Source organism: Streptomyces sp. NBC_00322, from assembly GCF_036147535.1.
Taxonomy (GTDB): domain Bacteria; phylum Actinomycetota; class Actinomycetes; order Streptomycetales; family Streptomycetaceae; genus Streptomyces.
In genome coordinates this window covers 7,722,511-7,749,472 of sequence record NZ_CP108019.1, presented here as the reverse complement: position 1 = coordinate 7,749,472, position 26,962 = coordinate 7,722,511, and the positions used below count along the sequence as shown (strand labels likewise).

17 protein-coding genes and 2 pseudogenes are annotated in these 26,962 nt (G+C 67.6%); 1 reads left to right on the top strand and 18 read right to left on the bottom strand.

The window, feature by feature from the left end; genetic code table 11:
• Positions 1–24: 24 nt before the first annotated feature.
• Complete coding sequence (locus tag OG905_RS35450; RefSeq protein ID WP_328680848.1) at positions 25–2,877, bottom strand: ATP-binding protein; 2,853 nt, start codon at positions 2,875–2,877, stop codon at positions 25–27.
• A gap of 385 nt (positions 2,878–3,262) precedes the next feature.
• On the opposite strand from OG905_RS35450, the gene OG905_RS35445 reads away from it, so the two are divergent.
• Positions 3,263–3,784, top strand: coding sequence for a hypothetical protein (locus OG905_RS35445; RefSeq protein ID WP_328680847.1), 522 nt, complete (start codon positions 3,263–3,265; stop codon positions 3,782–3,784).
• A 194-nt stretch (positions 3,785–3,978) separates the two neighbouring features.
• Here OG905_RS35445 and OG905_RS35440 read toward each other — a convergent pair whose 3' ends face one another.
• The 17 genes and pseudogenes from OG905_RS35440 to OG905_RS35360 all read right to left on the bottom strand — a co-directional run bounded on the left by OG905_RS35440 (position 3,979) and on the right by OG905_RS35360 (position 26,962).
• The gene (locus OG905_RS35440; RefSeq protein WP_328680845.1) at positions 3,979–4,956 is read right to left on the bottom strand and encodes a 4-hydroxy-3-methylbut-2-enyl diphosphate reductase; all 978 of its coding nucleotides are present in this window, start codon (positions 4,954–4,956) and stop codon (positions 3,979–3,981) included.
• 133 nt (positions 4,957–5,089) lie between these two features.
• Positions 5,090–6,229 carry a flavodoxin-dependent (E)-4-hydroxy-3-methylbut-2-enyl-diphosphate synthase gene (ispG, locus tag OG905_RS35435; protein ID WP_328680843.1) on the bottom strand — a complete coding sequence of 380 codons (1,140 nt, stop codon included), beginning with the start codon at positions 6,227–6,229 and terminating at the stop codon, positions 5,090–5,092.
• Complete coding sequence (locus OG905_RS35430; RefSeq protein WP_328680842.1) at positions 6,226–8,100, bottom strand: 1-deoxy-D-xylulose-5-phosphate synthase; 1,875 nt, start codon at positions 8,098–8,100, stop codon at positions 6,226–6,228. The genes ispG and OG905_RS35430 overlap by 4 nt, the downstream gene beginning before the upstream one ends.
• A 445-nt stretch (positions 8,101–8,545) precedes the next feature.
• Positions 8,546–10,660 carry an aminodeoxychorismate synthase component I gene (gene pabB / locus OG905_RS35425; protein ID WP_328680841.1) on the bottom strand — a complete coding sequence of 705 codons (2,115 nt, stop codon included), beginning with the start codon at positions 10,658–10,660 and terminating at the stop codon, positions 8,546–8,548.
• 92 nt (positions 10,661–10,752) lie between these two features.
• Complete coding sequence (locus OG905_RS35420) at positions 10,753–11,775, bottom strand: diiron oxygenase (protein ID WP_328680840.1); 1,023 nt, start codon at positions 11,773–11,775, stop codon at positions 10,753–10,755.
• Positions 11,776–11,835: 60 nt separating this feature from the next.
• Entirely contained in the window at positions 11,836–12,678 is an 843-nt protein-coding gene (locus tag OG905_RS35415; RefSeq protein WP_328680839.1) for an arylamine N-acetyltransferase family protein, read from the bottom strand.
• A gap of 73 nt (positions 12,679–12,751) precedes the next feature.
• Complete coding sequence (locus tag OG905_RS35410; protein WP_328682770.1) at positions 12,752–13,681, bottom strand: 4-hydroxybenzoate octaprenyltransferase; 930 nt, start codon at positions 13,679–13,681, stop codon at positions 12,752–12,754.
• A gap of 5 nt (positions 13,682–13,686) precedes the next feature.
• On the bottom strand, positions 13,687–14,856 hold the full coding sequence (locus OG905_RS35405; protein WP_328680838.1) for a cytochrome P450: 1,170 nt from the start codon (positions 14,854–14,856) through the stop codon (positions 13,687–13,689).
• A 334-nt stretch (positions 14,857–15,190) separates the two neighbouring features.
• Positions 15,191–16,069 (bottom strand): SAM-dependent methyltransferase, encoded by an 879-nt coding sequence (locus OG905_RS35400; RefSeq protein WP_328680837.1) that lies wholly within the window; start codon positions 16,067–16,069, stop codon positions 15,191–15,193.
• A 46-nt stretch (positions 16,070–16,115) separates the two neighbouring features.
• Entirely contained in the window at positions 16,116–17,153 is a 1,038-nt protein-coding gene (locus OG905_RS35395; RefSeq protein WP_328680836.1) for a polyprenyl synthetase family protein, read from the bottom strand.
• A 544-nt stretch (positions 17,154–17,697) separates the two neighbouring features.
• Positions 17,698–17,802: pseudogene (locus OG905_RS35390) on the bottom strand (IS5/IS1182 family transposase); the annotation flags it as partial.
• A 440-nt stretch (positions 17,803–18,242) separates the two neighbouring features.
• The gene (locus OG905_RS35385) at positions 18,243–19,547 is read right to left on the bottom strand and encodes a 3-deoxy-7-phosphoheptulonate synthase (protein ID WP_328682768.1); all 1,305 of its coding nucleotides are present in this window, start codon (positions 19,545–19,547) and stop codon (positions 18,243–18,245) included.
• Positions 19,540–19,908 (bottom strand): AMP-binding protein, encoded by a 369-nt coding sequence (locus tag OG905_RS35380; RefSeq protein WP_328680833.1) that lies wholly within the window; start codon positions 19,906–19,908, stop codon positions 19,540–19,542. Before OG905_RS35380 ends, OG905_RS35385 begins: the two co-directional genes overlap by 8 nt.
• Positions 19,905–21,482: a class I adenylate-forming enzyme family protein gene (locus OG905_RS35375; protein ID WP_328680832.1), complete on the bottom strand. Its 1,578-nt coding sequence runs from the start codon at positions 21,480–21,482 to the stop codon at positions 19,905–19,907. The genes OG905_RS35380 and OG905_RS35375 overlap by 4 nt, the downstream gene beginning before the upstream one ends.
• A gap of 58 nt (positions 21,483–21,540) precedes the next feature.
• Positions 21,541–21,855: pseudogene (locus OG905_RS35370) on the bottom strand (ATP-binding protein); the annotation flags it as partial.
• Positions 21,856–21,884: 29 nt separating this feature from the next.
• Positions 21,885–22,679, bottom strand: a complete 795-nt coding sequence (locus OG905_RS35365) for an SDR family oxidoreductase (protein ID WP_328680830.1) — start codon at positions 22,677–22,679, stop codon at positions 21,885–21,887.
• Positions 22,676–26,962: an amino acid adenylation domain-containing protein gene (locus OG905_RS35360; RefSeq protein WP_328680828.1), complete on the bottom strand. Its 4,287-nt coding sequence runs from the start codon at positions 26,960–26,962 to the stop codon at positions 22,676–22,678. Before OG905_RS35360 ends, OG905_RS35365 begins: the two co-directional genes overlap by 4 nt.

The window sequence follows — 26,962 nt, the reverse complement described above, 5'->3', positions numbered from 1 at the left end:
GGAAGGCAGATGAGCCGTACGGCGTCAGCCGACGGGTCTGGGTTCGCCGGCGAGGACCGCGGCCAGTTCGCGGCGCCCTCGGATGCCGAGCTTGCGGTAAACGCTCGTGAGGTGGAACTCCACAGTGCGCTGGGTGAGGAACAGGGCCTCGGCGATCTCCCGGTTGGTGGCGCCGGCGACGGCCCGCTCGGCGACCTGGCGTTCGCTTCCGCTGAGGGCGTCGGTGGGTGACTCGGTGCCGCGGCGCAGCCGGCCGCCGGCCGCGCCGAGGGCGGGCACGGCCTGGTCGAGGAGAAGTCGGTCGCCACAGAGTACGGCGATGTCGATGGAGCGGCGCAGTCGTTCGCGGGCGCTCTCGGCGTCGCCGCGCTCCAGCAGCCGCCGGCCGAGCAGGTACTCGGCGCGGGCGTGCTCCAGGCGGCCGGGGCTGTTGTCGAGGAGCCGGGCGGCCTCGGTCAGTTCGTCGATGCCGCTGTCGCCCGGGGTCAGGACACCGCCGGCGAGGGCCAGCATGCCCCGCGCCCGGGACGTGCCCCAGCGCCGCACGGCCGGGGCCACGCGGTCGACGACGTCGCGTCCCTCGCCGTGCCGGCCCAGTTCGGCGAGCAGTCGCGCGGCGTCGTACCACCAGGGGGCGAGGACGGGGTTGCAGATGCCCGCCTCGGCGAGGCTGTCACCGCACCGCACGAGGTGGTCGAGGGCTCCCTCCAAGTCGCCGAGGGCGGCACGGGTCCGGGCCCGGCTCATCATGTAGGTGTGCGACTCCAGCGCGAACTGGTCCAGGCGGGGCCGCCGGATCAGGTCGAGCACCTCCTCGGCGCGGCGGGCGTCCCCACGCAGGACGAGGACGTCGGCGAGGGTGCAGTGCGGTCCGACGGCGCTCTTCACATGCAGGTCGCGGTGGACGAGGTCGAAGGCGAGCTGCGCGTCCGCCAGCGCCAGTGAGATGTTGCCGGTCCACATGTGCACCTGGGCCCGGGTGGTGGAGGCGAGGGCGCTGTTCCAGGCCTGGCCGCGTTTCTGGGCGTGCTCCAGCAGGGCGGTGAGCACGAACTCGACGGGCTTGATCTCATCGGCGAGATAGAGGGTGAGGGTGGCGCCCAGGGCGCCCCAGCCGCCCAGCGAGACGTCCCCGACCCGCAGGACCCGCTCGGCCATCGGGACCAGCTCGGCGGCGGGGCGGCCCTCCAGGGTGCCGAGCGCGCACAGCATACCGAGCAGCAGGCGCTCCTCGGCGGTCTCGCCGGGCGGCGCCACATGGTCGCGGAACCGCTCGCTGACGCGGCGCACGGTGGACTTCTCGTCGAGCCCGGAGACCAGTGCCATCGCCTCGACGACGGTGCGCAGCGCCTGTTCCTCCGGGGAGTCGCCGAGGTCGGACTCGACCATGGGCAGCGTTTCGCCCACCAACTCGAAGGCGCGCAGCGAGTTCTGGGCGCCGAGAGAGGTGATGACGTACTGCAGGACGAGGCGGCAGCGCAGACGCGGGTCGGTGGCGAGGGACAGCGCGTGTTCCAGCCGGCTGAGCGCGGTGGGGTGGTCGGTGTGGGCGAGGACCCGGGCCGAGGCGGACAGCAGTTCGATGTCGTCGAGGTCGTGCCGCAGGGCGCGGGAGAGGTACTGGCCGGCGGTGGCGGGGGCGCCGCGCTGCTCGGCGCCGAGGGCGGCGGAGCGTAGGACGGTGACCATCCAGGGCTCAGGCACCTCGGGCAGGTGCATCAGCTGGACGGCGACCTGGTCGCTGGGGCGCCCGGAGTCGTTGAGCAGGCGGGCGGCGCGCTCGCGCAGCGCGAGAATTTCCCCGGCGGGTGTGCCGTCGAGGACGGCCTGGCGCATGAGGTCGTGGCGGTAGGCGAGAGAGTCGGGGTGCAGCAGTCCGGCGGCGCGCAGGGCGTCGACGGCGCCGGCGGCGGGGCCGGGGGTGGTGCCGGCGAGGGCGGCGGCGGCTTCGATGTCGTCGGACTCCAGAACGGCGAGGGCCTTCGCCATGGCAAGCCGTTCGGGAGTGAGCCGGTCGAGGTGGAAACGAGCCACCGCGCCGTGCCCGAGGACGTCTCCGAGCGCGGCGGCGCCGAGTCCGGCGACCGGAGCGGACTCCCTCAGCTCGTGCACCACGAGTTGGACCAGGAACGGGGTGCCGCCGGTGAGCTCCATGCAGCGTTCGACGAGGGACGGGTCGGGCGTGATGGCGAGGGCCGCGGCGAGCATGTCGCGTACGGCGTCGTCCGTGAGCGGCTCGACGTCGACGGTGAGGCAGGATGCGACGTCCGCCATCTCGTCCAGCATGTCGGGACGCGCGTGCTCGACCTCGGAGCGCAGGGTGAGGAGCAGGGCGACCGGCAGGCCCTCGGCCCGGCGCAGCAGGAAGCCGAGCCAGCGCAGCGATGCCTCGTCGCACCACTGGAGGTCGTCGACGGCGAGGATCAGGGGCCGTTCGGCGGCGAGGGAGGCGGTGAGCCAGTACAGGCCGTGCATGACGCCGTACATGTCGGCCGGTTGGCCGTCGGCGGCGCCGTCCGCCGAGAGGGCCGGGAGGGCGAGTGCGGCACTGTCGGCGAGTGTGGCGCTCCCGGCGAACAGGGGGTGGCTCGCGGGGTCGCCGTCGGTGAGGCCGAGCGGGGCGAACAGTCCGCGCACGGCCTCGTAGGCGGCGCCACCGCTCTCCTGGCACTTGACGGTGAGGACGCGGGCGCCGGCGCCCAGTTCGGCGAGCGCGGCGGACATCAGCCGGGTCTTTCCGATGCCGGCGGCTCCGCGAAGCAGGACCGCGCGCCCGTCGCCCGTGCCGCGCAGATGCTCGCGGATCAGGGCGAGTTCCAGATCTCGGCCGACGAGCTTAGGCTCGTCCTCCGCCTTCAGGCCGGGAGTTAAGGCCACCGCTCCTCCTGTTACTGCCCCGCCACGCAGAGGAGTTGGCGGAATGGCACGAATCGAACAACTCGGTCTTGTCTGATCATACGCATCAACAGGGGCGTTCCTCGATTGTGCGCGATCCCATCGCGAGCGCTCTGCAACGGCCTTCACGCGTTCCCGATCGCCAACACGCAACCGGTTCCGCAAGCCTCGCCGCCGGTCAGCGGGGCCCACGCCGACAACCCGGCCCGGTGCGGTCCGTGTCCGCCGCGGAGAAGGCGAAGAGGACTCACCTCTAGATGTGGCGCACTCCACAAAGACGGCTTCGCCGGGAGACGCCGAACTCTCGGGAATTCGTGGGTCGGCCCGCAGTTCGCGGCGCGCCGTATGCAGACCCTGGGGGCCACGCGTGGCCGCCGCGGCGCGGGCACTCACCGAGGACTTCGCCGGCCTGGAACAACCCGCCGATCTGCACCGCAACTTCGCGCTGGCGTACTCGCTGAGCATCCTGCACGAGCTGATCGGCGTGCCCGCCGAAGAGCGGGAGCGCGCGGCCCAACTGCTCGCCGACATCGGCCGGGGCGGGACGGACGGGGCGGCCGCGCCGGGGCCGGGCCCGCTGTTCGCACTGTTCGGCGCGCTCGCCGAGACCGAGCGCGCCGCACCGCAGGACGACGTACTGTCCCGGCTCGTCACCGCCGGTCCCCACGGACCGGGCCGCCGCGCTCGCCGCGACGCTGCTGATGGCGGGACTGGTTCGCCACCCTCGACCCGCCCGAGCACGACCGCTCGCAAGATCCTCATGCAGGGACAGGGACCCGGCCGCCGGGACCAGGGCCTGTCGTTTGGATCAGGCCGGATCAGTGAGCGGGGTCTGGTGCGTGCGATCGCAAGGCGGAGGAAGGAGCCGACGCGGAGCGTCGGCGACTGACGACAACGCAGCGAGCGTGCGTGCCAGGGCACGCGAGCCCGGCAAGATCCGAACGACAGGCCCTAGCTCCCAGACCTCGTCCTACACAGGAGCGGGACCGCCGCCGTCGGCCAGAGCCCTCGGATCCTCGCAGCGGGCGCCAAGGCCGCGGCGCTTGCTGCGGCGAAGTCCATTCTCCCGGGGTAGTTGTGGTGTCATCGCAGATTGCGACGGAGTTCGTGTGGGAGGGCAAAGGTGATGGACTCGTCGGCGGTCGTCACGGTATCGACATGGTCGTAGCCACGCTCGGCGAGCCATTGCAGTACGCCGTCGACCAGGACGTCGGGGGCGGAGGCGCCGGAGGTCAGGCCCACAGTGGTGACGCCCTCCAGCCAGGCTTCGTCGATCTCGTGAGCGAAGTCGACCAGATGGGCGGCGGGCGCGCCGGCGTCGAGGGCGACCTCGACCATGCGGACGGAGTTGGAGGAGTTCTTGGAGCCGACGACGATGATGAGTTCGGCGTCCTCGGCGAGTTTCTTCACCGCGGTCTGGCGGTTTTGCGTGGCGTAGCAAATGTCGTCGCTGGGCGGGGAGGTCAGGTTCGGGAAACGTGTCTTGAGGGCGTTGACGGTTTCCATGGTTTCGTCGACGGAGAGGGTGGTCTGGGAGAGCCAGACGACTTTGGATTCGTCGCGTACCGAGAGGTTTGCGACGTCGTGGGGGCCGTCGACCACGGTGATGTGGTCGGGGGCTTCGCCGCTGGTGCCGATGACCTCTTCGTGGCCTTCGTGGCCGATCAGGAGGATGTCGTAGTCCTGCTGCGCGTACCGGACGGCTTCCCTGTGGACTTTGGTGACCAGCGGGCAGGTCGCGTCGATGGTAGCGAGGTTGCGCGCGGCGGCTTCGGCGTGGACGGTTGGGGCGACGCCGTGGGCGGACAGCAGAACGATGGCTCCCTCGGGTACCTCGTCCGTGCGTTCGACGAAGACGGCGCCCTTGTTCTCCAGGGTCTGCACGACGTGTTTGTTGTGCACGATCTCGTGGCGGACGTAGATGGGCGGCCCGTACTGTTCCAGGGCCTTCTCGACGGCCAGCACGGCGCGGTCCACGCCCGCGCACCATCCGCGGGGAGAGGCGAGCAGAACGCGGCGGGGGTGTGCAGCCGGTTCGGATACTGCGGGCGGGTTGGTCATGTGGTCCTCGACGTTGTGGTGAAGGCCAGGGAACGCAGTACGGCTGTGATGTGGAGTGGAAGGGCGGCGGTGTCCAGGGTGGTGAGTGAGTGCGCTCTGGCGCCGCTGGGCGATCATTTCTAGGGCCTGTCGCTCACGCTTGGCTCTCCTCCTCCGCGGTTTCCAGGGCCAGTTGTTCGCCCAACCGCATCGCTTCCTCGACGAGGGCGTCGACGATCTTCGACTCGGGGACGGTTTTGACGACCTTGCCCTTGACGAAGATCTGGCCCTTGCCGTTGCCGGAGGCGACGCCGAGGTCGGCTTCGCGTGCTTCGCCGGGCCCGTTGACTACGCAGCCCATGACCGCGACGCGCAGCGGGTATGGGAATCCGTCCAGGGCAGCGGTGACGCGTTCGGTGAGCGCGTAGACGTCGACTTGGGCGCGGCCGCAGGAGGGGCAGGAGACGATCTCCAGCTGGCGGGCGCGTAATCCCAACGATTGCAGGATCTGCAGGCCGGTCTTGACCTCCTCGACGGGGGGTGCGGTGAGGGAGACGCGGATCGTGTCGCCGATGCCCTCGCTGAGGAGGATCGCGAAGGCGGTCGCGGATTTGATGGTGCCCTGGGGTGGCGGGCCGGCTTCGGTGACGCCCAGGTGCAGGGGGTAGTCGCAGGCGGCGGCGAGGTGGCGGTAGGCGGCGACCATGGTCATGGGGTCGTGGTGTTTGACGGAGATCTTCAGGTCGGTGAAGCCGTGCTCCTCGAACAGGGAGCACTCCCACAGCGCGGACTCCGTCAGTGCCTCGGGGGTGGCTTTGCCGTACTTGGCCAGCAGCCGCCGGTCCAGACTGCCGGCGTTGACGCCGATGCGGATCGGCACCCCTGCCGCGGTGGCAGCCTTCGCGATCTCTTTGACTTTGTCGTCGAAGGCTTTGATGTTGCCGGGGTTGACCCGCACCGCGGCGCAGCCGGCGTTCAGGGCGGCGAAGACGTAGCGGGGCTGGAAGTGGATGTCGGCGATGACGGGGATCTTCGACTTCGCGGCGATCGCCGGCAGGGCGTCGGCGTCGTCCTGGGAGGGCACCGCGACGCGCACGATCTCGCATCCGGCCGCGGTCAGTTCGGCGATCTGCTGCAGCGTCGCGTCCACGTTCGCGGTGGGGGTGGTGGTCATGGACTGGACGGAGACCGGTGCGCCGCCGCCTACTGGGACATCGGCGACGTGGATTTGCCGACAGCGGCGGCGCACCGGCGCAGGGGGAATGGTGAGAAGGGGGAGGCCGACGGCGGTCATTGAGGGCTCCAGGCGGTGGTGGCAGTGTGCAGAAGAGGTTTTCCGGCGCGGGCGCGCAGGACCGCGTAGGCGATCTGCTCGGCCGTCAGGCCGGCATCGGCCAGCAGTTGTTCGCGGGGGCCGTGTGTGAGGAAGGCGCGCGGCAGCCCCAGATTGTGGACGGGGGTGGTGATCGCGTTGTCCCGCAAGGTCTGGGCGAGGGTGCTGCCGAGGCCTCCGGTGCGGGAGTTGTCCTCCACGGTGACGACCAGCCGGTGCCGGGCGGTCATGTCGCGCAGTTCGGGTGCGACTGGTATCGCCCAGCGGGGGTCGGCGACGGTCACTCCGATCCCCTGCTCGGTGAGCTGGGTGGCGGCCTGCAGGCACGCGGGGGCCATCGGTCCGTAGGAGACCAGGAGGACGTCCCGGATCCCGGACTCCGACAGGACATCCACACTCCCGGCGCGGCGTATGGCCTCCAGGCCCTGCTCGGCTGTTCCTTTGGGGAAGCGAAGAGCGGTGGGTCCCTCGTACGCGGTGGCTTCACGCAGCAGCGACCGCAGTTGGCCGCTGTCGCGGGGCACCGCCAGCCGCAGGCCGGGCACGATGCCGAGGAGGGAGGCGTCCCACATGCCGTGGTGTGAGGCGCCGTCGGGGCCGGTGATGCCCGCCCGGTCCAGGACGAAGGTGACCGGCAGCCGGTGCAGGGCCACGTCCATGAGGACCTGGTCCGCGGCCCGGGTGAGGAAGGTGGAGTAGAGGGCGACGACGGGGTGGAAGCCCCCCATGGCCAGACCGGCCGCGGAGGTGACGGCATGCTGCTCGGCGATTCCGACGTCGAAGACCCGCTCGGGGTATTTCACCGCCATCGGATACAGGCCGGTGGGGCGGAGCATGGAGGCGGTGATGGCCACCAGGTTCTCGCGTTCACCGGCCAACTCGAGTAGGGCCTGGCCGAACTGGCTGGTCCACGACACGGCGGGCGGACCGGAGGCGGGGGCGGGCCGGCCGGTGACAGCGTCCACGGTGCCCACCGCATGCAGGCAGTCCGCCTCATCGCCCTCGGCCGGCCCGAATCCCCAGCCTTTGACGGTCACCGCGTGGACGAGTACAGGCCGCCGCAGGATGCGGGCCTGGTCCAGGACAGCCTGCAGGGCTTCGGTGTCGTGGCCGTCGACGGGACCCAGGTAGGTGAAGCCGATCTGGGTGAACAGATTCGCACTGGCCTGGTCCGAGACGGTGGTGTGGGCGCCGGGATGTTTCAGGGCGTGCAGCTGGTTGGTGAGGGCCCCGGTGGTGGGGGCGTAGGAGCGACCGTTGTCGTTGAGGACCACGACCACCGGACGCTCGCCGGCGCCGATGTTGTTCAGCGCTTCCCAGGCCATGCCGCCGGTCATGGCTCCGTCGCCGATGACGGCGACCACCGACCGGTCCCGGTACCCGCGCAGTTGGTGGGCCTTGGCCAGACCGTCGGCATAGGAGAGGGAGGCGGAGGCGTGGGAGTTCTCGCTCCAGTCGTGTACCGACTCGGCGCGCGAGGGATAGCCGGACAGTCCTCCGGCCTGGCGCAGCCGGTCGAAGTCCGCGGCGCGTCCAGTCAGGATCTTGTGGACGTAAGCCTGGTGGCCGGTGTCGAAGAGGATTGCGTCGCGGGGCGAGTCGAAGACGCGGTGCAGGGCGATCGTCAGTTCCACTACACCCAGGTTGGGACCCAGATGACCGCCCGATGCACAGACCTTCTCGATCAGGAACGTGCGGATGTCCTGGGCCAGGGCCGCGAGCTGTCCGGTCGGCAGGGCACGCACGTCCTGCGGGCCGCCGAGCGTGGTCAGGTGTACGCCCCCGAGTGCGGTGGGCTGCTCGTTGGCGGGGGCCTCGGAGAGCTCAGTCATGATGCCCCCCGGTCCGGGCAGCGCTGCGCACGGTATGCCTGCCTATTCGGTCCGGGCTTCGAAGGCGGCCGCTCCACGGAGAGGGCGCGGGCGGTGCTGAGTGGGTGTCGTGGCAGGACAGTTGCAGGGGGGGGCATGAGCATCCTTCCGCCGCAGACAAGCGCAACAGGAGTCGCAAGGACCGTTGTGGCTGCGTGGCTGTTATGGGGGTGAGGCTTCTTCAGGTGTCCCTGTTCGGGATGTGTCAGCACCACAGCTGCGGGCGCACTGGGGGCACTGGGCGAATCAGCCCCGGTCCGCGCGTCCTACGCTCGTGAGGGCACCTGTGCAAGACGCCCGCCTGGCGGTTGCGCTACCAGCCGGTCAACCCCGACACGACCGTGATCGACACGCTGCCGGCTGAGCTGAAGGCCAACGGCCAAGTCGCCCACTGGACCCGCCACTTCTACGAGCCCGCGACCCTCGCCTTCGGCAGTGCCCGTAGGGTCGCTTCGGCCTTGAGGAGCATCTCCTCGTACTCTGCGTCGGGGTCGGAGTCAAGTACAATGGCGCCACCCGCACCGATGGTCAATTCGCCGTCGTGGCTTACAGCGGTGCGGATGGTGATGCTGAGGTCGGTGGTTCCGGTGTATCCAATGAAGCCAAGGGCTCCCGAGTAGACTCCGCGAGCTTCACCCTCCAAAGTGTCGATGATCTCCATAGTGCGTAGCTTCGGCGCTCCTGTCATGGATCCGCCGGGAAAGCATGCCTGTACTGCGTCCACGGCGGACGTGTCATCGCGCAGCGTCCCGGTGACCGTGGAGACCAACTGGTGCACGGTGGCGTATGACTCCGTCACCATGAGGGAGGGGACTGCGACGCTGTCGATCTCGCAGATCCGTCCGAGGTCATTGCGGAGCAAATCCACGATCATGAGATTCTCCGCGCGCGTCTTGGGATCCATCGGCAAAGAGCGCCGTCTCTCATCGTCGGTTCGCGGGTCCGGGTGGCGGGGCGCTGTTCCTTTGATCGGTTTGGTCTCCACTGTGCGAGCGGCGTCCACCTTGAGGAATCGCTCGGGTGAGGAGCTGAAGACCGTGACCTCGTTGAGGCGCAAAAGCGCGGCGTAAGGTGCGGGGTTCAGCCGGCGTAGGCGCTGGTAGTAGGCGAAATCGTTCGCTGGCGCGGGCAGGCGGAGTTTGTTGGTGAGGCATATTTCGTAGCTCACCCCCTCCCGCAGACGTCGATCGCACTCACGGATGTCGGCCAGGTATTGGGTGCGCGAGCGGACCAGCCATCTCGACGCGTCATGGCTTTCGGCACGGGGTGAGGGAGACGTTTCAGGCTGTGCTGTGGGCAGGTCGGCCAATGTGGGGACTACTGTGCTGATCCACTTCTGGGCGGCGTCCAAGTCCTGCTGCTCGCACACGGCGACGACATAGGTACGGTTCTCGGCGTGGTCCACGGCGATGAAGCGGTCGGCTTGAAGCCACACGGCGTCCGGGGTCTTTGACGGGTGGGTGCGATTGGCGCCGAGATCGGCCTTCAACTCGTAACCGAAGTAACCGACGTAGCCGCCGACTAAATCGAAGGGCAACTCCTCGGCACCAGCGACGACGCGGCCGGTGCGGCGGTTGAGGGCGTCAAAGATGGTGCCGTCTTCCAGACGAGAAATACCTCCCGTGGGCTCCACGACGACATGCTTGTCCTCCACACGGTAGGTCAGCATCTCGGCTCCGGGCGCTTCCGCGGAGCCGAGGAAGGAAAAGCGGGCCAGGCCCGGCTCGACGTGCGAGCTGTCAAGCCAGAAGGAGCGTGCGCTGGCACCGTACAGAGCCAGGAATGCAGCCTCGGCGTCGACGGCTCTGTCCAGGATGCTGAAGTGCGCCTGGAGTCGCGCGGGGTGTGGGTGCGGAGTCGACGGTGCGACAGACACAGACACGCCATTGGTGCCGGTGCTGACTCGGCGGCCACGGCTGCTGGTACTGACCTGGTGTGAGCCCGAGGCGAGTGCCAGGTCACGGAAGTTCGCCACGAGGCGGGCACCGTGCTCCGTGCAGATCGACTCGGGGTGGAATTGAACCCCCCACCAGGGTCGATCGCGGTGGGCCAGGCCCATGACCACTCCGTCCTCAGCGCGCGCCGTGATCTGAAGGTGGGCGGGCCCGGGTTCAGCGATGCTCAGTGAGTGGTAGCGCACGGCAGTGAACTCTTGCGGGATGCCGGCGAAGAGTCCGTCAGCGCTGTGCCGGATCGTGGACAGGTGTCCGTGTCGGGGCTGCGGGGCGGGGATGACCCGCGCGGCCGACAAGAGTCCCATGCCCTGGTGCCCGAGGCACACGCCCAGGACCGGAAGCAGGGAGTGCTCCAGGACGTCGCGAGAACGGCCGAAGTCGCGAGGGATGGCCGGGTGCCCCGGTCCCGGCGAGATGACTGCAGCGTCGAAGCCGTTCAGATCGAGGTGGTCCCAGGCTGCGGCGTCGTTCCGTACGACGACGGGCGTGATGCCGTACACCTTTGCTAGGAGCTGGTACAGGTTGTAGGTGTAGGAATCGTAGTTGTCGATGAGCAGGACGCGCATGGGTCAGCACCAGGTGGTTGTCGGAAGCGGTCCATTGGATCGCTGCTTGGCGAACTTGGCTTAGACATCAGGGGCAGCGCGGTCGGTGGTCGTCAGGGGCCGTCGGTCTTCACCGTTGACCAGTCGAAGGGGAGGGAGTCGAGGACATCCAGCTCTTGGCACAGTTGCCGCAACCCGCTGAAGTCCTGAAGGAGCCGGCCACCGCCGGAGGTGTTCTTGATGTCTTGCAACATCTGATCGCCCCCCTCCACTCGGAGTAGTTCCATGATCCTCGCCCAGGTCGTGAAGTCGTGGGCGGCGAACGCCTCCATCCCGTCGGCCAGCGCGGCGAGGAAGTAATCGCGTTGATCGGCAGTGAAACGTATCCATGCCTCCTGAGCGACGGTGTCCGCGATTGAGGCGTGGCAGTATTCGTCACGGTTGTGCAGGACGGCCGTCATGCGGTTGACGGGCTGGATCTCGTGATCCTCGGCGATTAGGTCCAGGTGGGCGTTAACTGAGATTTCCGCGACTGTGGTGAAGGCGAGTGAGACCAGAGCCTGATGCTCCGGTGTCTTGGCGGTGGCGAGCCGGTGCGCGTGCTTGCGTGCTTTGTATCCGAGTGGAAGTGCGGACTCGGGCATTCGCCAGCCACGTTGCCGACGCGTTACGGCGCTGGCGTTCAGGTGCATCAGCGTGTGGTATTGCTCATCAACCATGGCTTGCGTAACCGCGATTGCCATGGACTCGCCGTCCAGCCCTGTGTCGAAGGCGTCTTTGGCGACCAAGCTGAACCCCGGGTTGACCACGCACTGCTCGATGTCCATGATGTTCTTGTTGAACGCCACCCAGCCCCACGCAAGGAGCTTGGCCTTGACCTCGTCGTCGAGACCGAGATATGTGGGGTGATTCCGGAAAGGCAGCAGGGCTACTGGGAAGTCCGGCCTATCCCGCTCGAACACGTCGTCCAGAGTCTCCTCACGCCGCTTGACCGTGGCGCGCCGGTACCAGTTGTCGGCGAGCCTGCTGAGGATCGCGTTCTCCACTGCATCATTCGGATCGTGTTCCGGGAGCGACCGCAGCCGTTCCGCCACGGGTAATACTCCGAATTCCGATCCATTGGGCATCTCGTCCATATTGATCCTTATGATCTCGCCTACTGCCGATGGACGGGCCGGGCGGACTCTCGGTCCAGGTCAGTGCCGAGCGGCCGCCGCCATGCCGGCCATGGTCTTGAGGGACTGGACATCGCGCGGTTCCAATGTGATCCCGAAGATCTTCTCGGGAGCAGAAAGCGTCTCGTCCTCGTCAAGTTCCCGGTGAGTTGCCGGCTCTCCAGGCAGCATTTCTGTGAGAGTGTTGCCGATGAGGACGTGCCTCACTGCGGACTGTGTGCGCTGGAGGATCATCCGGTGGTTAAACGGTGAGCGAGGGTGGGTCAGGCAGTAGTGGTTAAGGACCTCGAAGTCCGCCGGATAGCGCGCGTCCGTGGTGAAACCGTAGAGCTCCGCCGGTCCCTCGGCCCGCAAGAACCGCAGTACGTGTTCGCCGTGCGGTTCCCGCACTATGTCAAAGGGCCAGTCGCCATCCAGCCGTGAGGTCTCAGCGAGGCGGATCGGCTCATGCAGCCCGTATCCACCAAAACTCACATCGAAAAGCCAACGTTCGTCGTCCAACTCAACGCACAGAGCAATATGGACGGCGGGACCCACTTTGTTCCCGGTGCGGATCCGGGATCTGGCCGCGAGCGCCGAGAATGTAAACCCGATTCGGTCCAGCACGGCTGCCATCAGGACGACCTGTTCCAGACACAAGCCGCCACGGCCACGTCGCACGATCTTCTCCTGGACACTGTCCAGGTCCAACGGCACCGCCCGCCCAAGCACCGCGTCAATGTTCTCGAAGGCGATCGCCTCGACGTGGGCGGCATGCAGGCCCCGCAGCGTAGCGAGATCCGGAGCCACGTCGGCCAGGTATCCCACGCGAGACAGGTAAGCGTCCAAGTCGACGCCGGTACCCTGCCATATCGAATCCGTCATTCGTATCCCATCCTTCAATCCGCCTGCCTGGGCCGCGACATCGCGGCCGAGTAACCACGCGGTTTCGGCTCTGTCAGGTGAACTGTCCAGCGACCGTGGCCGCGAGAATGATCCAGCCAAAGTAGCGGTTGGTAACGAAGGTGTCCCAGCAGGATTTCGGATCATCCAGGTTCACGCGTATGACCTGATATGACAGCAGGCTCCCCGCAAACGCGACGAGCACGTAAAATGCCCAACCTGTCTGCGCCTCGACACCGGCCCACAACGCGCCGGCGACGCTCAGCACGATGAAGATGGCCAGCGCCACCTTGCTGTACTTGCCGAACATCAGAGCAGAAGACGTGACACCGATACTCCGGTCGTACTCCTTGTCCTGGTGGGAGTAGACCGTGTCGTGAAACAGGGTCCAGAAGAATGCGCATGCGTACAGGCCGACCACCGTCGGCGGGAAGTCGATGCTCCCGGTCACTGCTGTCCAGCCGGCCAGCGCATAAACGCTGATCACCAACGCCAGCCATGCCGAGGGCCACGGAAATGCGCGCTTCATGTAGGGGTACGCGGCAAGGAACGGGTACGAGGCCCCGACGACCAGGGCTGTTTCCTTGTTGACCATCGCCAGAATCACCAGTGAAGCCACAGCCTGTGCGGCGCCGAACAGGAGTGCCTTCCCCACGCTGATCGTCCCCGCTGCGACAGGACGCGACGCCGTGCGGGCAACTCGGGCGTCGATGTCTTTATCGACGACGTCGTTGACTGCGCAGCTTGCGCCGCGCACCAGTGCGGCCGCTATGGCGAGCAATACCACGGCCGGCAGGTCTGGTCGTCGTCCGGAGGCGAGGGAAAAACTCCACAGCCCCGGAAGAAGGTAGAGCACGATACCCGTGGGTGCGTGCAGTCGCATCAATATGAGATAGGCGCGGATTGAGTCAGGGCTCTTCTGGACCATGCGCTGAGATATTCGTTGCAGCATCGGGGAATTATCGCGGCCCACTGCCGCCGGCATGCCGGTCACCACGTCACCGGAAGTTCGACCAGCCCGCCGAGCAGTGTGTCGTGACGCAGTTTCAGTTCCTTAACGTCGACAGCCAGACGCATGGTCGGGAATCGCGCAACAAGTCGGGCAAGCGCCACCTGCAGCTGCATCCGAGCCAGCGGCGCGCCGACGCAGTAGTGTGTGCCGTGTCCGAAGGTGAGGCTGCCTGCGGTTTGGCGAGTGACATCGACCCGCTCGGGGTCGGTGAAGACCGCCTGGTCATGGTTGGCCGCGATGATGTTCAGCAGCACGAGGTCGCCGGCTCGGATGGTGGTTCCGTCGATCTCCAGGTCCGTCAAGGCATAACGGGGCATTCCGCCGTTATGCGGGTTCGGCATCGACATCCGCAGGATTTCCTCCACCCCGCTCGGGATGAGGCTCGGGTCGTCCAGCAATGCCTGCCGTTGCTCAGGGTTGGCCAGCAACAGCAATGCACCCGTACCGATTCGGGCCACCGTGGTCTCATAACCACCGAACAGCAACAACGCGGTCAGCCCCACGACTTCTTTGTCGTTGATGCCTTCGGTCGCGCAGATCCTGGAGATCACGTCAGCGCCAGGATTTTGCCGCTTGTGAGCTACGAGTTGTTGGCAATAGCCGAACAACTCGGCCATCCCCTGCTTGGATCGGACCCGGTCCCGTACGTTAGCGGCGTCCTGGGTCCACATGCCGAACTGGTCCTTGTCCTGATGGGGCACGCCGAGCCACTCGCACATCACCAGAATCGGCAGCGGTAGTGCCAATGCCAGGCGTAGATCCACCGGTGGCGTCTGCCCGGCCATCTCGTCCAGCAATTGCTCGGTCAGTGTTTCGACGTGGGATCGCAGCCCCAGCATGCGCTCGGGTGAGAAGTGTGGCTCCAGCAGCGAACGCAACCTGGCGTGGTCGTTGGCGAAGCTGCCCAGCAGGCTGTCGAGAAGCGCGGACCCGCTGTCACGAGCTGCCCCCGGTTCGGGATTGGAGCGGCTGAGCCGGTCATCGTCCAACAACTGCTGCACCTGAGCATGACCGGTGACCAGCCATGCTTCGTCCCCCTCGGGGGTACGGACCCGATGGACCGTGCCCTGGGATTGGAGCGTGCGCAGCAGTGGCGCGACGTGCAGCAGATGCGTCTGTTCGAAGGGCAATTGAGCTGGGGCGTTCACTGACAACCTCCACGTCGTTATGACCCGTGACAACCTCCGTCGAAGCCGGCGCCGTGCAACGAGGCAGCCGCCCCCGCGCTACGAAACCCGCTCTCACCGAAACGCCCCACCGCCGCACCAACGATCCGATCGGTGATCACCGGAAGAACCCGGCCGGCTGGCGTCTTTGCGGCCTTGGCCACCCAGGTGGGCAACCGCGGCGGGCACCACTCGAACACCGAGCATCTTCTCGAGGGCACCCGCCGCGCGCGGTGAGGGCAACTCCGGCCTGGCCCGGCGACAGTGACCAGGTAGTTGAGTTCGTTGCTCCTGTGTGCGTCGAGGAACGGCTGCTCTACGCCGGCGGTGTGTATTCGGCAACCACGACTATGTAGTTGAGTTCGTTGCTCCTGTGCCCGTCGAGGAACGGCTGCTCTACGCCGGTGCGCAGTCCCCACTGGGATCGCAGCTCCCAGTGGGGGATGGCCTCCTGGGTCAGGTCCCAGACCTGCGAGGGCACGAGGTGGTTGTCAGCGAGTGCCTTGAAGTAGTCGCTGCGGTTGTTGATGTGGCACTCGTAGTGGTCGTCGATGGCCTTCACCGCCTCGCTGGTGGTCGACACGGCGTCGTTGGCGCACCAGGTGACGCAGACGTAGCGGCCTCCCGGGCGCAGCAGCCGGGCGAACTCCGCGAAGGCCTCCGCGGGGTCGACGTACATGGTGGTCTCGTTGGTGTACACGGCGTCGAACGATCCAGCGGGCAGACCGGTGTCGCACATGTTGGCGAATTTGAAGGAGACCTTGTCGTCGCAGCCGTGCTTTTCCTTGGCGAGGCGCTCGGCGAACTCGATGTGGTGGGCGCAGAAATTGACCCCGACCACCTCGCACCCGAACCGCCGGTTGACGAGGAAGGACGTTCCGCCGCGACCCGAACCGCCATCCATTACCCTCGCGTCGGGCGAGAGCGGGGCCAGCCCCCGGAGCACCAGTTCGACCTGCTCGTTTTCCATTCGGGCCATTTCCGCGAGGATCGCCGCATCCCGCTCGGGCTCGGGAACCTCCAGCACGGACTTGTCGTACGGGCCGACGGCATAGTGGTGGTGGTACAGACCGTCTTCCTCGCCCAGCAGCAGGTTGATCGGGTCCTGGGTCTTGGTTTCATAGTGGGCCTGCGCCCGGCGCTCGAATTCGGTGCGGACGACAGGGGGGGCCGGGTGGTCGTGGGTAGTGGTCATGATGGTGTACTCCCCTTCATATGCCGCCCCTGTCGGGCGGCGCGGGTCATGCTGCGCGATTGACGATGCGGTTGAACAAGGTGGTCAGTTCGGCGGTCGCGGTCGGGGACAGTCCTGCTCGTCCGAGGTGCTCTACAGCCGAGTCCAGGTGGCGGCGGGACAGCCGCTGGGCCGAGTCGCGGCCGCCGGCCTCGTCGATGAGGTCGGCCAACGCCTGCAGATGCGCCGCCGTGATGCTGTCGGCATGCCACAACCGGCTCAGTTGGTCGCTGGCCGGGTTGTCGGCGGACCAGGCGGCCAGCACAGGGAAGGTCAGGTTGCGCCGCTTGATGTCTCCCCGGATAGGCTTGCCGGTCACCGCAGGATCGCCCCAGATATCCTCCACATCATTGGAGATCTGCAAAGCGATGCCCAGGTGCCGACCCGCGTCGCGCAGGGCGGCCAGGACATTCTCCGGTTTGCCCGCCCGCATTGCCGGCGTCGCCAGTGAGAACTCCAGCAGTGCTGAAGCTTTCTCCTTCACGATTTGCTCGTACGCCGCAATGCTGGCGCCTGGACCCGGCCGGAGGGTGAGCTCGCGAGCCTGGCCCGCGTGAACCAGACCGAGGGCCTCGGCGAACGAGCTGGCGATTTCCTTATGGCCGGGGCCGGAGTCGTCCACGACTATCCGCAGCCCAAGAGCCTGTAGCGCGTTCCCGGCGTGTATGGCCAGACTCACGCCGAATACCTTCCACGCGGCCGGGCGGCCGCGACGCAGCTCGTCCGCGTCGGCGATGTCGTCGTGGAGCAGGGTCGCGTTGTGCAGCAACTCCACCGCTGCCGCCTGGGACTGCACGTCCTCCGGCCGCAGGCCGACTCCATCGGCCACCGCCATCATGAGGCTGGCGCGGGTCAGTTTGCCGTCCCCTCCACTGCTGGGGTCACCATGTTCGTCAATGAAGCCCAGGTGGTAACCGCAGATCCGGACCAGGGTCGGTTCCAACACAGAAACCTGCTGCTGAATAACGGGCAATACCGTGGATCGCACTACCCTCGGCGACAGGAGGGCTTGGGACCCAGTAGACAGGGTGACGTGTGTACTCATCGCGATTCTCCTCCAGCCGCGCGAGTAAGGCACCTGTCGTTCGCGAATTGAACCACTAGACACTCGTCAATGTGGTGAACATGCTGCATACACGTCATCACACCTCTTCACCTCCTGCTTCACTTCGCCGTGCAGTGAAATCTCGATGCATGGAGGCTTATACAAAAGCCCATGAGCACCCAGCATCACCGCAGGCCGCCGGTATGCCGCTCCCGAGTTTCGCATAACACGGAATCCAGAGCTGCCCAGGGATTCAGTGGCGGCACCGGATTTGAGTCTGGGTGATCTCTCCCAGTCGTGTCAACGATGTGGCAATGGGAACTAGGGAAATCACTAGGGAACGATGCATTTCGAGCCCAGCACCCAGGAGCGCCGGCAGATGTGCGACCCGCTCGAGATCCGGTTGTCGACAATCAAGTTTTTCCCCAGCTTGGGCGGTTTGAGCTTCATGTAATTCCCCATCCCGAATTCTCCTCATTGGCCATGGGCAAGCGTTGTCCCGTAAATGATCTACGGCACGCCGGTTGACCAGCGCCACTGCCCCTCATCCAGCCAGCGTGAGGTTGTGCAGGCGGGCGATGCCTAGCATGGCGTGGTGAACGCCGTCGTGTTTCAGGAGGCAGTCACGGAGGATTTTCCAGATGCTCAACGCGGGCACCGAACGGGCCAGCCCGCTGCCTTATTCGGGCGCCATCCGCGCCCGATCGGTTGTCCTCCTCTTTTGGAGTCTGGCTTAATCGCCTGCCCCAGCACTTCGCAGGCCGCCGACGCCCGCTTCCTTTTCGAGGACAAGAACGCCCACTACATCGCCGTGATCAAGGCGAATCAGCCACGCTGGTGCGGCAATGGCTCAAATGCCTGCCCTCGCGGGATGCGTCATGGTGGCGAGGTAGGCGTCGCGCAGCCGGTGGTACCAGGCTTTGGCCGACGGCAACGAGCTTGCGCCCTCCGCCCCCGAAAGCCGACACCTGAGCGAAGGCCGTTCGTGCCGGGTTCGGAGATCAATCAGACGTCGACGTCGACGGGTCAGACGTTGGAAATGGCGAATATGTGCAGCCCACTCGGCCGGATGTTCCGGAAAACCGCGCCCTAGGTCTGGTTGAGCGGCAATGCGGAGTGGTTCCGGGGCTCGAACTCCTGATACTCCGGCCCGCCAGGCAGCGACCGTCCGCCCGGGATCGTCTGCGCTTCCCGGTCCATCCATGACCCGTCGCCCGACGCGGTGGGGCGGACATCCGCGTGGGACCAGGCGGAGACCAGCGAAGCAGCCTGTTCCGGATTGAGCCGGGGGTCGCACAGGCTGGTGCGGCGGACGGCCTTCCCCTCGTACACGGAGACGTCCGCGGCACATTCGAGGACGTCGTCGGGGGTGGTCTCCAGGTGCAGTCCGCCCGCCGTGCCGCCGACGTCGGTCACGGCCCGAAGGAATCCCCGGATCTCCCGTGCCATGGTCTCCAACAGGCGGGTCTTGTGTCCGTCCGGGCCGACCATGGTGTTGCCGTGCATGGGGTCGCTGAGCCAGATCACCGGATGACCGGCCACCCGGACCGCCTCCACGAGCGCGGGCAGCCGGTCGGCGACCATCTCGGCCCCCATCCGTGCGATGAGAGTGAGCCGGCCCGGTTCCCGCAGCGGATCGAGCCGTTCGCACAGGACGGTGATCTCCTCCAGGGTGGCGGTCGGACCGACCTTCACGGAGACCGGGTTGACGATGCCGGCGACAAGGTCCAGGTGAGCGCCGTCCGGCTGGCGGGTCCGCTCGCCGATCCACGGCCAGTGCGTGGAGCCGAGCCAGCGGCGCCCGTCCCCCAGCTCACGGATCATGGGCACTTCGTAGTCGAGGACGAGGGCCTCATGGCTCGTCCACAACCGGTGCTCGATCAGGGGCTGGTGGCCCAGGGCCGCGGGCCCGCGCCAGCCCAGGTGCTCCATGACGTCGCAAGCCGTCATGTACGAGGTCAGCAGGCGCAGCGGATCGTGCCGACGGCTTTCCGGGTCGTACTCCGGGCCGTTGACCATGTGGCCCCGGTAGACCGGTAGTTCCAGATCCCCGATGCGTTCGAAAGGCCTGGACCGCGGCTTGGCGAACTGGCCCGCGATGCGTCCGACCCGTACGACAGGCTTGTGGGTGGCCATCTTCAGCGTCGCGGCGAGCAGGTCGAGCACCGCGGATTTGCGCGACACGTACTCGGCGTCGCACTCACCCGGGTTCTCGGCGCAGTCCCCGCCCTGCACCACCAGGGCTTCGCCCCGGGCCACCTGGGCCAGCAACGTCCGCAGCACGCGCACGTCCTCCGCCTTGACCAGCGGCGGGCGTGCGGCCAGTACCTCCCGGATGCGCCGTACCTGTGACGGGTCGCCCCAGTCGGGTTGTTGCAGAGCCGGCTTACGCATCTCGGTCACGACTTTTCACGTCGACGAGCGAGTCCACGTCCTCGGCTCCGGCCCGAGCGAGGGCGGAGTCGCCCAGCACGTGGACGCTCTCGTCGGCACGCAGCTGGCCGTGCACCGGGACCGCCACGGCACCGAGCGCCGGCACGCGTAGTACACCATCGGGAAGTGCGGTGTGTTCGGCAGCAGCAGGGCGATCCGGTCGCCCGGGCGCACACCCGTCGTCCCGCAGCGCCGTCGCGTACCGGCGGGTGGCGTTCCAGAGCCCGGCGTAGGTGATCCGTTCGGAGCCTAAGACGAGCGCGGGGTGGTCGGGGCGCCGCTCGGCGGACTCGGCCAGTACGGGCGCGACGGTGAGTGTCATGCCGCACCGCTGTGCTGTGCTGCCAGCCTCTGCTTGTCCGGCTTGCCGGCACCGGTGAGGGGCAGCGCGTCGTGGAACGTCACCACGGCCGGTACGTGCTTCGGGGACAGCTCGGCAGCGACGTGACCGATCAGCGTCCCGGAGTCGGCGGTGCTGCCCGGCCGCACCACGACGGCGGCGTGGATGTGCTCCACGCGGTCGTCGTCGACCACGCAGTACACCGCGGCCTGGGCGACCTCCGGATGGGTCAGCAGCGCGTTCTCCACATCCATGGGACGGACCTTGATGCCGTTGGTCTTCATCACCTCGCCCATCCGGCCGTGCAAGCGCAGACAGCCGTTCTCGTCCACGGAACCGAGGTCGCCGGTGTGCACCCAGCCGTCGCGGATGGTCTTGGCGGTCAGCTCCGGTTCGCCCCAGTAGCCGAGCATGGTGGACGGGCTCCGCACGCACACCTCGCCGATCTCGCCGGGCGGGACGTCACGGTCGTCGTCCAGGTCGCGGATGCGTATCTCCGCGGCCGGGCGCCCGGCGGTCCCGCGGAGTTCCGGGTCGAGGTGGTCCGGCGGGGTCAGGATGCTGATGGGGCTGGTCTCCGTGGTCCCGTAGATCTGGACCAGCACCGGGCCGAACACCTCGATCGCCTCGGCCAGGCGGGCGGGGGCCGCGGGAGAGCCGACATAGGTGATGTTCCTGATGCTCGACCGGTCGGTGGTGGCGATGTCGGGGTGGTCGACCAGCATGTACAACTGCGGCGGGGTGATCGTCAGCGTGGAGACGCGGTGCTGTTCCACGGCCCGCAGCACTTCGCCCGCCTCGAACCCGTCGTGCAGGACGACCGTTCCGCCGGAGGCGAGCGCGAGGTCGACGACGGTGCCGCTGGAGTTGCTCACCGGCAGGGTCGACAGGTACACGAGGGGATCCGGGGACTGGAAGCCCGCCTTGAGGCCCACCTCGAGGTAGAGGCTGCGGACGCGGTACGGCATCGTGACAGCCTTGGGGCTGCCGCTGGTCCCGCTGGTGCAGATCACCACGGCCGGCTGTTCGGGGTCGGCCTCGACGGCGTCGAGGTCGAAGGCGTCCGGGTCGCCCGACGAGAGGTCCAGGACATCGGGACCGAGGGTGCCGAGCGCGGCCAGGCGCGGTGGCTCGGGCAGCCGGTCGGACAGCTCGCGGGCCGCGTCGAGGTTCTCCTTGTCGACGGCGAGGAAGCTCGCCCCGGTCCTGCTGAGGATCTTCTCCCGGCCGGCGGCGGCCAGCTGATCGGTGGGATCCACCGCGTTCGTGGAGTGCAGGTGGACCAGGGTTGCCCCGGCGAGGTTGGCCGCGTAGCGGAGGATGATGGTCGCCGGGCTGTTGGTGACGGTCAGCACCGCCACAACCGGATCCTTGCCTTCCGTAATCGGAGCTCGGTGTTCCGTAAAGTGCCGACGCAGGAGTTCCGCCGCCGTGAGAACCGCCTTGGAGAACTGGCCTGCGGTGAACTCCTCGCCTTCCCGCCACAGGGCAATCCGGTCGGGATCGGACGCCAACGCCTCAAGCACCCGGCGGGCGTAATTCTCGTTCGAAGACATCGGAATTCCATTTCGTCGGCCCGTTTATCGGTCGGTGCAGGACTCTGAATGACAACTAGATTCGGTAGCCGAAAGCCACGGCGCGTACGGCGAGGTACCTGGCCGGCGCGGACTTGCCCATGCCGATGATCCCGGCCAGTAGAATGTTGGGGTTGGTGAAGCCTTCGAGAACGCCGTACAAGGCGAACGGGTCGTACGTGAACGCCGCTTGCGCGTGCACATAGGGCCGATGCAGATCCCCTGGGCACCGAGACCGCCCTCCGCGAGAAATGGATACGCCCCCGGAAGCGGTAGCCGTCGTCATCCGGTGGGCGGGGAGCTCGAGCCGTCCGCCGCGGGCGGAGGCTGGGCCGAGTCGGCCGGTGGACAGGTAGGCGGCCGGCTGACGGGCCGACCGACCGGTCAGGGCCGCTGGCGAGTGGGGCGCAGACGAACATCGTCGAGGTGGACATGCGACGGGCGTCCGATCACGTACCCGACGACGTCGGCGACGTCCTCCGGGACCAGCAGCGGCCCGTTCTCCTCGGCGATCGCCTCAAACCACGCCGCATCGTATCCCGCAGCCTCCTGGAACCCGGAGCGTACGAAACCCGGTTCGATCAGCGTCACCCGGATGTTGTAGTGGCACACCTCCTGCCGCAGTGCCTCCACCAGCGAGTGCACCGCGAACTTGGTCGAGCCATAGACCGGATTCGCTGCCGACACCTGCCGACCGACGGTCGAGCCGACGACCACGATGTCACGCACTTGCGCGCCGCCGTCGGCCTCCGCCCGCTTGCGGAACTCAGCGCCAACCACGCGGAGTTGGCGCAGCATGGCGAGGTAGTTGACTTCCACCAGTTGCTGCCAGCGCTCCGGGTCGGAGCCCAGCACGGTGCCGGGCAAGCCCTGCCCGGCGGCAGCGACGAACACGTCGGCCGGTCCCCACTCCAGCTCAGCCTTAGCCAACAGTTCCTCGGTATGGCCGGCCTGCGCGATGTCGCCGGGCACCGGTACGGCCCGGCCGGGCGCCGTACGTAACTCTTCGGCCAGTTCTGTCAGTCGTCCGGCGCGCCGCCCGGCGGCCACCACGTAGGCGCCCTGATGGGCGAGGTGGCGGACGACGGCCCGCCCTATCCCCGACGAGGCCCCGGTCACGACTGCGATGCGTCGGTCTGTCATGTTGAGTCCCTGTAGTTCATCGATCGGCTGGCTCATGGAGGGGGCAGAACGGGCCGGTGCGGCAGCTCGCCCTGGTCGATCAGGCCGGTTAACCAGGCGTGTAGCCAGGTACGGTCCGGTGCGGGGAAGGACACGTCCAGGCGGGCGAGTAGGCGACGGGTGCGACTGTGGTCGTAACGAACATTGCGCTCCGGACGGCTCGCCCAGAAATGCGCCAGAGGGATCTGTTCGTCGCCGCCGGTCAGATGGTCCGCGAACAGCGGCGCGAAGTCGGCGGCCTCGTCAGGCTCCAGGACGAACCTAAGCTCACGCAGGGCGGCGAACAGGTCCGCGTAGAGCACCTCGTGGTGCGTGTCGACATGGAAGGTGCCGCCGGACACCCGTTCGCTCCGCGAGATCGCCAGGATGCCTTCAGCCACCACATCCACCGGGCTGAGTGCCACCGTCCGCGCGTCGACCCTGGGCACACGGCCGATCTGTACCGCGGCGCGCAGGAGCTGGACCAGCCGGCTGTCACCGCCGTTGCGCTGGAAGCGGCCGGTAACCGAGTGGCCAGTGACGTTACCGGACCGGTAGACGAAACCCGCGCCGCCGGCCGCGGCGAACTCGTGGACGATCCGCTCTGCGTCGTACTTGCTGCGCTCGTACTCATTGAGGAAGCGCTGGCCGATGTTGAGGCTTTCCTCGGAGAAGACTGCCGGTTCACCCTCCGGCCCGGTACCGCACACCGCGAGAGTGGACACGTAGTGCAGGTCCTTCGGCCGACCGGTGGAGGCGAGAGCGACGACTGCACGCAAGGGTTCGGTGTTGAGACGGGTGAAGCTCTCGCGGTCGCCGAACAAACGGGTATCGGCGGCGAGGTGGTAGACGGCCTCGACCTCGCGGACCAGCCGTTCGTACTCCTGATCGGACAGGCCGAACGCGGGCTCGGCGAGGTCACCAGTCAGCACGGTGAGTCGATCGGCATAACGGTCGAAGTCACCATCGGGCAGGTACCAGGTGAGCGTCTCGCGCAGCCGCTCGGCGGCCGGGCGGCCGTCGCGGTCACGGACCAGGCAGTGGATCGTGCCGCTGGTACGGGTGAGCAGCAGGTGCAGGAGGTGGGCACCGATGAAGCCGGTGGCCCCGGTAAGGAGCACGGTGCCGTACTCACGAACGCCAGTCCGTCCGAGGCCGCCGCCGGCCGACGGCTCGAAGCACAGCGTGCGCGGGACTTGGACGAGCAGACCCGTGGTGGAGCCAGGCTCCACCACGAACTGCCCTTCCTCCGGCGGAAGTCCGGCCGCCTCCAGCAGGTGCGCCCGGGTACCCCGTGCCAGGTCGGCCAACTGCCCGAGGTCGTGCGAGCGTGAGGGGTAGGACAAGTCGGCGACCAACTGGCCGTCGTGCAGGCGCGCGGTGAGCTTGAGGGCGTAACCGCGGTCGTTCTCAGGTCCACGGACTGGGCCCTGGCGGTGCCGTGAGGGCGACAGCCGAAGCTCGTCGTCCTGAGGGAAGGCAAGCGTGCCCAGGTAGTTGAAGCACACGTCGGTGCGCTGTGGCTGACCGTAGAGCCCATAGGCAACGCCGAGTCGGGGCACATCTGCCAGCGCGGCCTCAGCGGCCTTGACCGTAGCCGTCATGTCTTCGGCGACGGCAGCGATGCGGACCGGAAAAGTGGATGTGAACCAGCCCACCACCCGGGAGACATCAAGGGCCTCGTCAAGTGGGAGTCGTCCATGGCTCTCGACATCCACCACGACCTCGTCGGTGCCGCGCGCTGTGGCCAGTGCTTGGGCGAAAGCGCCGAGCAGGACAGCATGAGGGGGCAGCCCGGTGCGATTCAGCGCGTCGGTCTGGGCGCGGGAGAAGCGGAACCAGATCGTCTCGGCGTTGCCCTCGCGGTTGTTGCCGATGGCGGCAGAGGTTGGGGTCGAGGTGGTGATGTCGCCCCAGTGCATGAGGTCGTCGGCCAGGACAGGGGCCTGGTCGCGCAGGTGGGTCGCCCAGTCGCCGAAGTCGGTGGGTGCGGGAGCAAGCGACGGAGCTCTGCCGCGCAGCCGTTCGGCGTAGCAGTGGGCCAGGTCGCTGGTAACAATGCGCCAGGAGACGGCGTCGACGCACAGGTGATGGGCCACCAACAACAGGTGGCTCCGTTCCGTGCCGAGGAACAGGTGGGCCTGCAACAGGGTGCCGTCCTCGACCCGGATCCGCTGCTGGCAGGCGGTGGCGGTCTCCTCGATGTGCCGTTCAGCCTCTCCGGCGGCGACTGGCAGGGTGGAGCTGGTGAAAGGAGTGCCGGGCTCGGTGAGCACTCGGCGGACACCGCTTGGTCCGGGGCGGAAAGCGGTGCGGAGCAACGGGTGCAGGCGAACCACATCGGCCACCGCGGCGGCCATGATCTCCGGTCGGACGGGCGGGTCGGCGTCCAGCAACAACGCTTGGTTCCATTGGTCAGGCTGGGCAAAGTGCTGCCGGAAGAACCATGCCTGGGCGGGGGACAGCGCGGTGTCCTCGGCCAGGAAGGGGACCACCGGGCGGTCCGTCGTCCCAGGACCCTCACCCGCGGCGCCCGCCCGTAGACGGGTGGCCAGGGCAGCTGCTGTGGGTTCGGCCAGAAAGGCGGCAGCGGATACCCGATGGCCGCGGGACTGCAGGTCCGCGATCACCTGGATGGCATCGATCGAGTTGCCGCCGACCGACGAGAAGTCGTCGTGTGGGGTGAAGTCATCGTGACCGAGTTGGCGCCGCCAAGCCGTCAACACCTCGTCGAGCAGCGGATCCTCCGCGGAATGGGCGCTTCGACGCTCGGTGGGGCTCTCCTCGACCAACTGACGCAGCGCCGCAAGGTCGGTCTTGCCGTTTCCGGTCCGTGGGAAGGCGTTGAGCACTTCGATCCGGTCCGGGACCATGTACGAAGGCAGCACTTCCCGGGCTCGGGCTCGCAGCGAGACCGATCGCTCGCGGGTGCCAGGTGCGCTGACCACGGCGACCAGTCGGCCCTGCTCACCGGGCAGCAGTATCGCGAGGGCGTTGGTGACGCCGGGCATCCGTCGCAACTCCGCTTCGACGTGGTCGAGTTCAACGCGGTGGCCGCGCACCTTGACCTGCCGGTCGCCGCGGCCGAGGAACTCCAGCACACCGTGGGAGTCGGCCCGGACCCGGTCGCCGGTGCGATAGGCCACGCCGAGACCGGGATGTCGCACGGCCACTTCCTCAGTGAACGCCGCCGCAGTGGCCTCCGGGGCGCCGCGATAGCCGAGTGCGACCGAAGGGCCGACAACGTACAGCTCGCCGGTCGCATCGCGCTCATGGAAGGCTCCGTCCGGCGTGCGGACGAAGAGCCGGTTCGCACCGAGCGGGCGGCCGATCGGTACCGACGCTGCGTCGCCCAGGGCGTCGAGGTCGGTATTGGAGGTCAGGAGGTGGACGGAGACGCCGACCGTCGCCTCGGTCGGGCCGTAATGGTTGACCAGTGTGGTGGTGATGCCGGAAGCGATGACTCTGCGGGCGAGCGGCAGGGGCAGGAGCTCGCCGCCGAGCAACAGATGCCGAAGCCTTGGTCGGGTGGCGCCGTCAAGCCCGTAAGCCTGGAACAGGACGCTCCAGTGCGAGGGCGTGGTCTTGAGGACGTCGATCCCTTCAGCAAGTAGATAGTGGAGCAGACCTGCGGGGTCGCGCCGTGTGGCGTCGTCCACCAGATGCAGGGTGCCGCCGGTCCACAGGGCGAGGAAGACGCATGTGTTGCCGAGGTCGGCGGCAAGCGTGGTGACGTGGGCGTACTGGAGCGGCTCGGTTATGTCGAGCCGCTCCAGCAAAGACTCGGTGTAGTGCCTGATGTTGGCGTGCGTGACCATGACACCCTTGGGCACCCCGGTAGAGCCGGAAGTGTGCAAGACGTATGCGGTGTCCTGCACTGCGGGAGTGGTCACGCCCCCCTCGGGGGGCTCCCCGGCGTCCCCGGGGATGTTCTCGTAGACGTCGATGACGTTGAGCCCATGTCGACGTAGTTCGTCGAGGTACGGTGCCGCACCAAGTACCAGGTCGGGGCGAGCCGCGGCGAGACGGCCCGCCCCCTCGGAGACCGGATCGGCCAGGTCGACCACGGTGTATGCCGCACCGGCGGAGAGCGCGGCCAGGAGCGCGGCGACAGTCGCAGGCGTACGGTCCAGGTGCACGCCGACGAGGTGCCCGCGGCCGACGCCTTGGTGGCGCAGACGGCGGGCCAGTCGAGAGACCCAGACGTCCAGCTGTGCGTAGGTCAGACGATCGTGACCCACGACAACAGCCGTGCGGTTCGGGTGAGCCTTCGCGTGCGCTTGGACCTGAGCCGGGAGCAT

What these genes read in the sequence shown, in the direction of transcription:
- OG905_RS35395 (WP_328680836.1), bottom strand. Translation starts at nt 17,153, where the DNA reads ATGAGTACACACGTCACCCTGTCTACTGGGTCCCAAGCCCTCCTGTCG.
- OG905_RS35360 (WP_328680828.1), bottom strand. Translation starts at nt 26,962, where the DNA reads ATGCTCCCGGCTCAGGTCCAAGCGCACGCGAAGGCTCACCCGAACCGC.
- OG905_RS35375 (WP_328680832.1), bottom strand. Translation starts at nt 21,482, where the DNA reads ATGTCTTCGAACGAGAATTACGCCCGCCGGGTGCTTGAGGCGTTGGCG.
- ispG (WP_328680843.1), bottom strand. Translation starts at nt 6,229, where the DNA reads ATGACCGCCGTCGGCCTCCCCCTTCTCACCATTCCCCCTGCGCCGGTG.
- OG905_RS35415 (WP_328680839.1), bottom strand. Translation starts at nt 12,678, where the DNA reads ATGACGGATTCGATATGGCAGGGTACCGGCGTCGACTTGGACGCTTAC.
- OG905_RS35365 (WP_328680830.1), bottom strand. Translation starts at nt 22,679, where the DNA reads ATGAGCCAGCCGATCGATGAACTACAGGGACTCAACATGACAGACCGA.
- OG905_RS35420 (WP_328680840.1), bottom strand. Translation starts at nt 11,775, where the DNA reads ATGGACGAGATGCCCAATGGATCGGAATTCGGAGTATTACCCGTGGCG.
- OG905_RS35430 (WP_328680842.1), bottom strand. Translation starts at nt 8,100, where the DNA reads ATGACTGAGCTCTCCGAGGCCCCCGCCAACGAGCAGCCCACCGCACTC.
- OG905_RS35385 (WP_328682768.1), bottom strand. Translation starts at nt 19,547, where the DNA reads ATGCGTAAGCCGGCTCTGCAACAACCCGACTGGGGCGACCCGTCACAG.
- OG905_RS35380 (WP_328680833.1), bottom strand. Translation starts at nt 19,908, where the DNA reads ATGACACTCACCGTCGCGCCCGTACTGGCCGAGTCCGCCGAGCGGCGC.
- pabB (WP_328680841.1), bottom strand. Translation starts at nt 10,660, where the DNA reads ATGCGCGTCCTGCTCATCGACAACTACGATTCCTACACCTACAACCTG.
- OG905_RS35410 (WP_328682770.1), bottom strand. Translation starts at nt 13,681, where the DNA reads ATGCCGGCGGCAGTGGGCCGCGATAATTCCCCGATGCTGCAACGAATA.
- OG905_RS35400 (WP_328680837.1), bottom strand. Translation starts at nt 16,069, where the DNA reads ATGACCACTACCCACGACCACCCGGCCCCCCCTGTCGTCCGCACCGAA.
- OG905_RS35440 (WP_328680845.1), bottom strand. Translation starts at nt 4,956, where the DNA reads ATGACCAACCCGCCCGCAGTATCCGAACCGGCTGCACACCCCCGCCGC.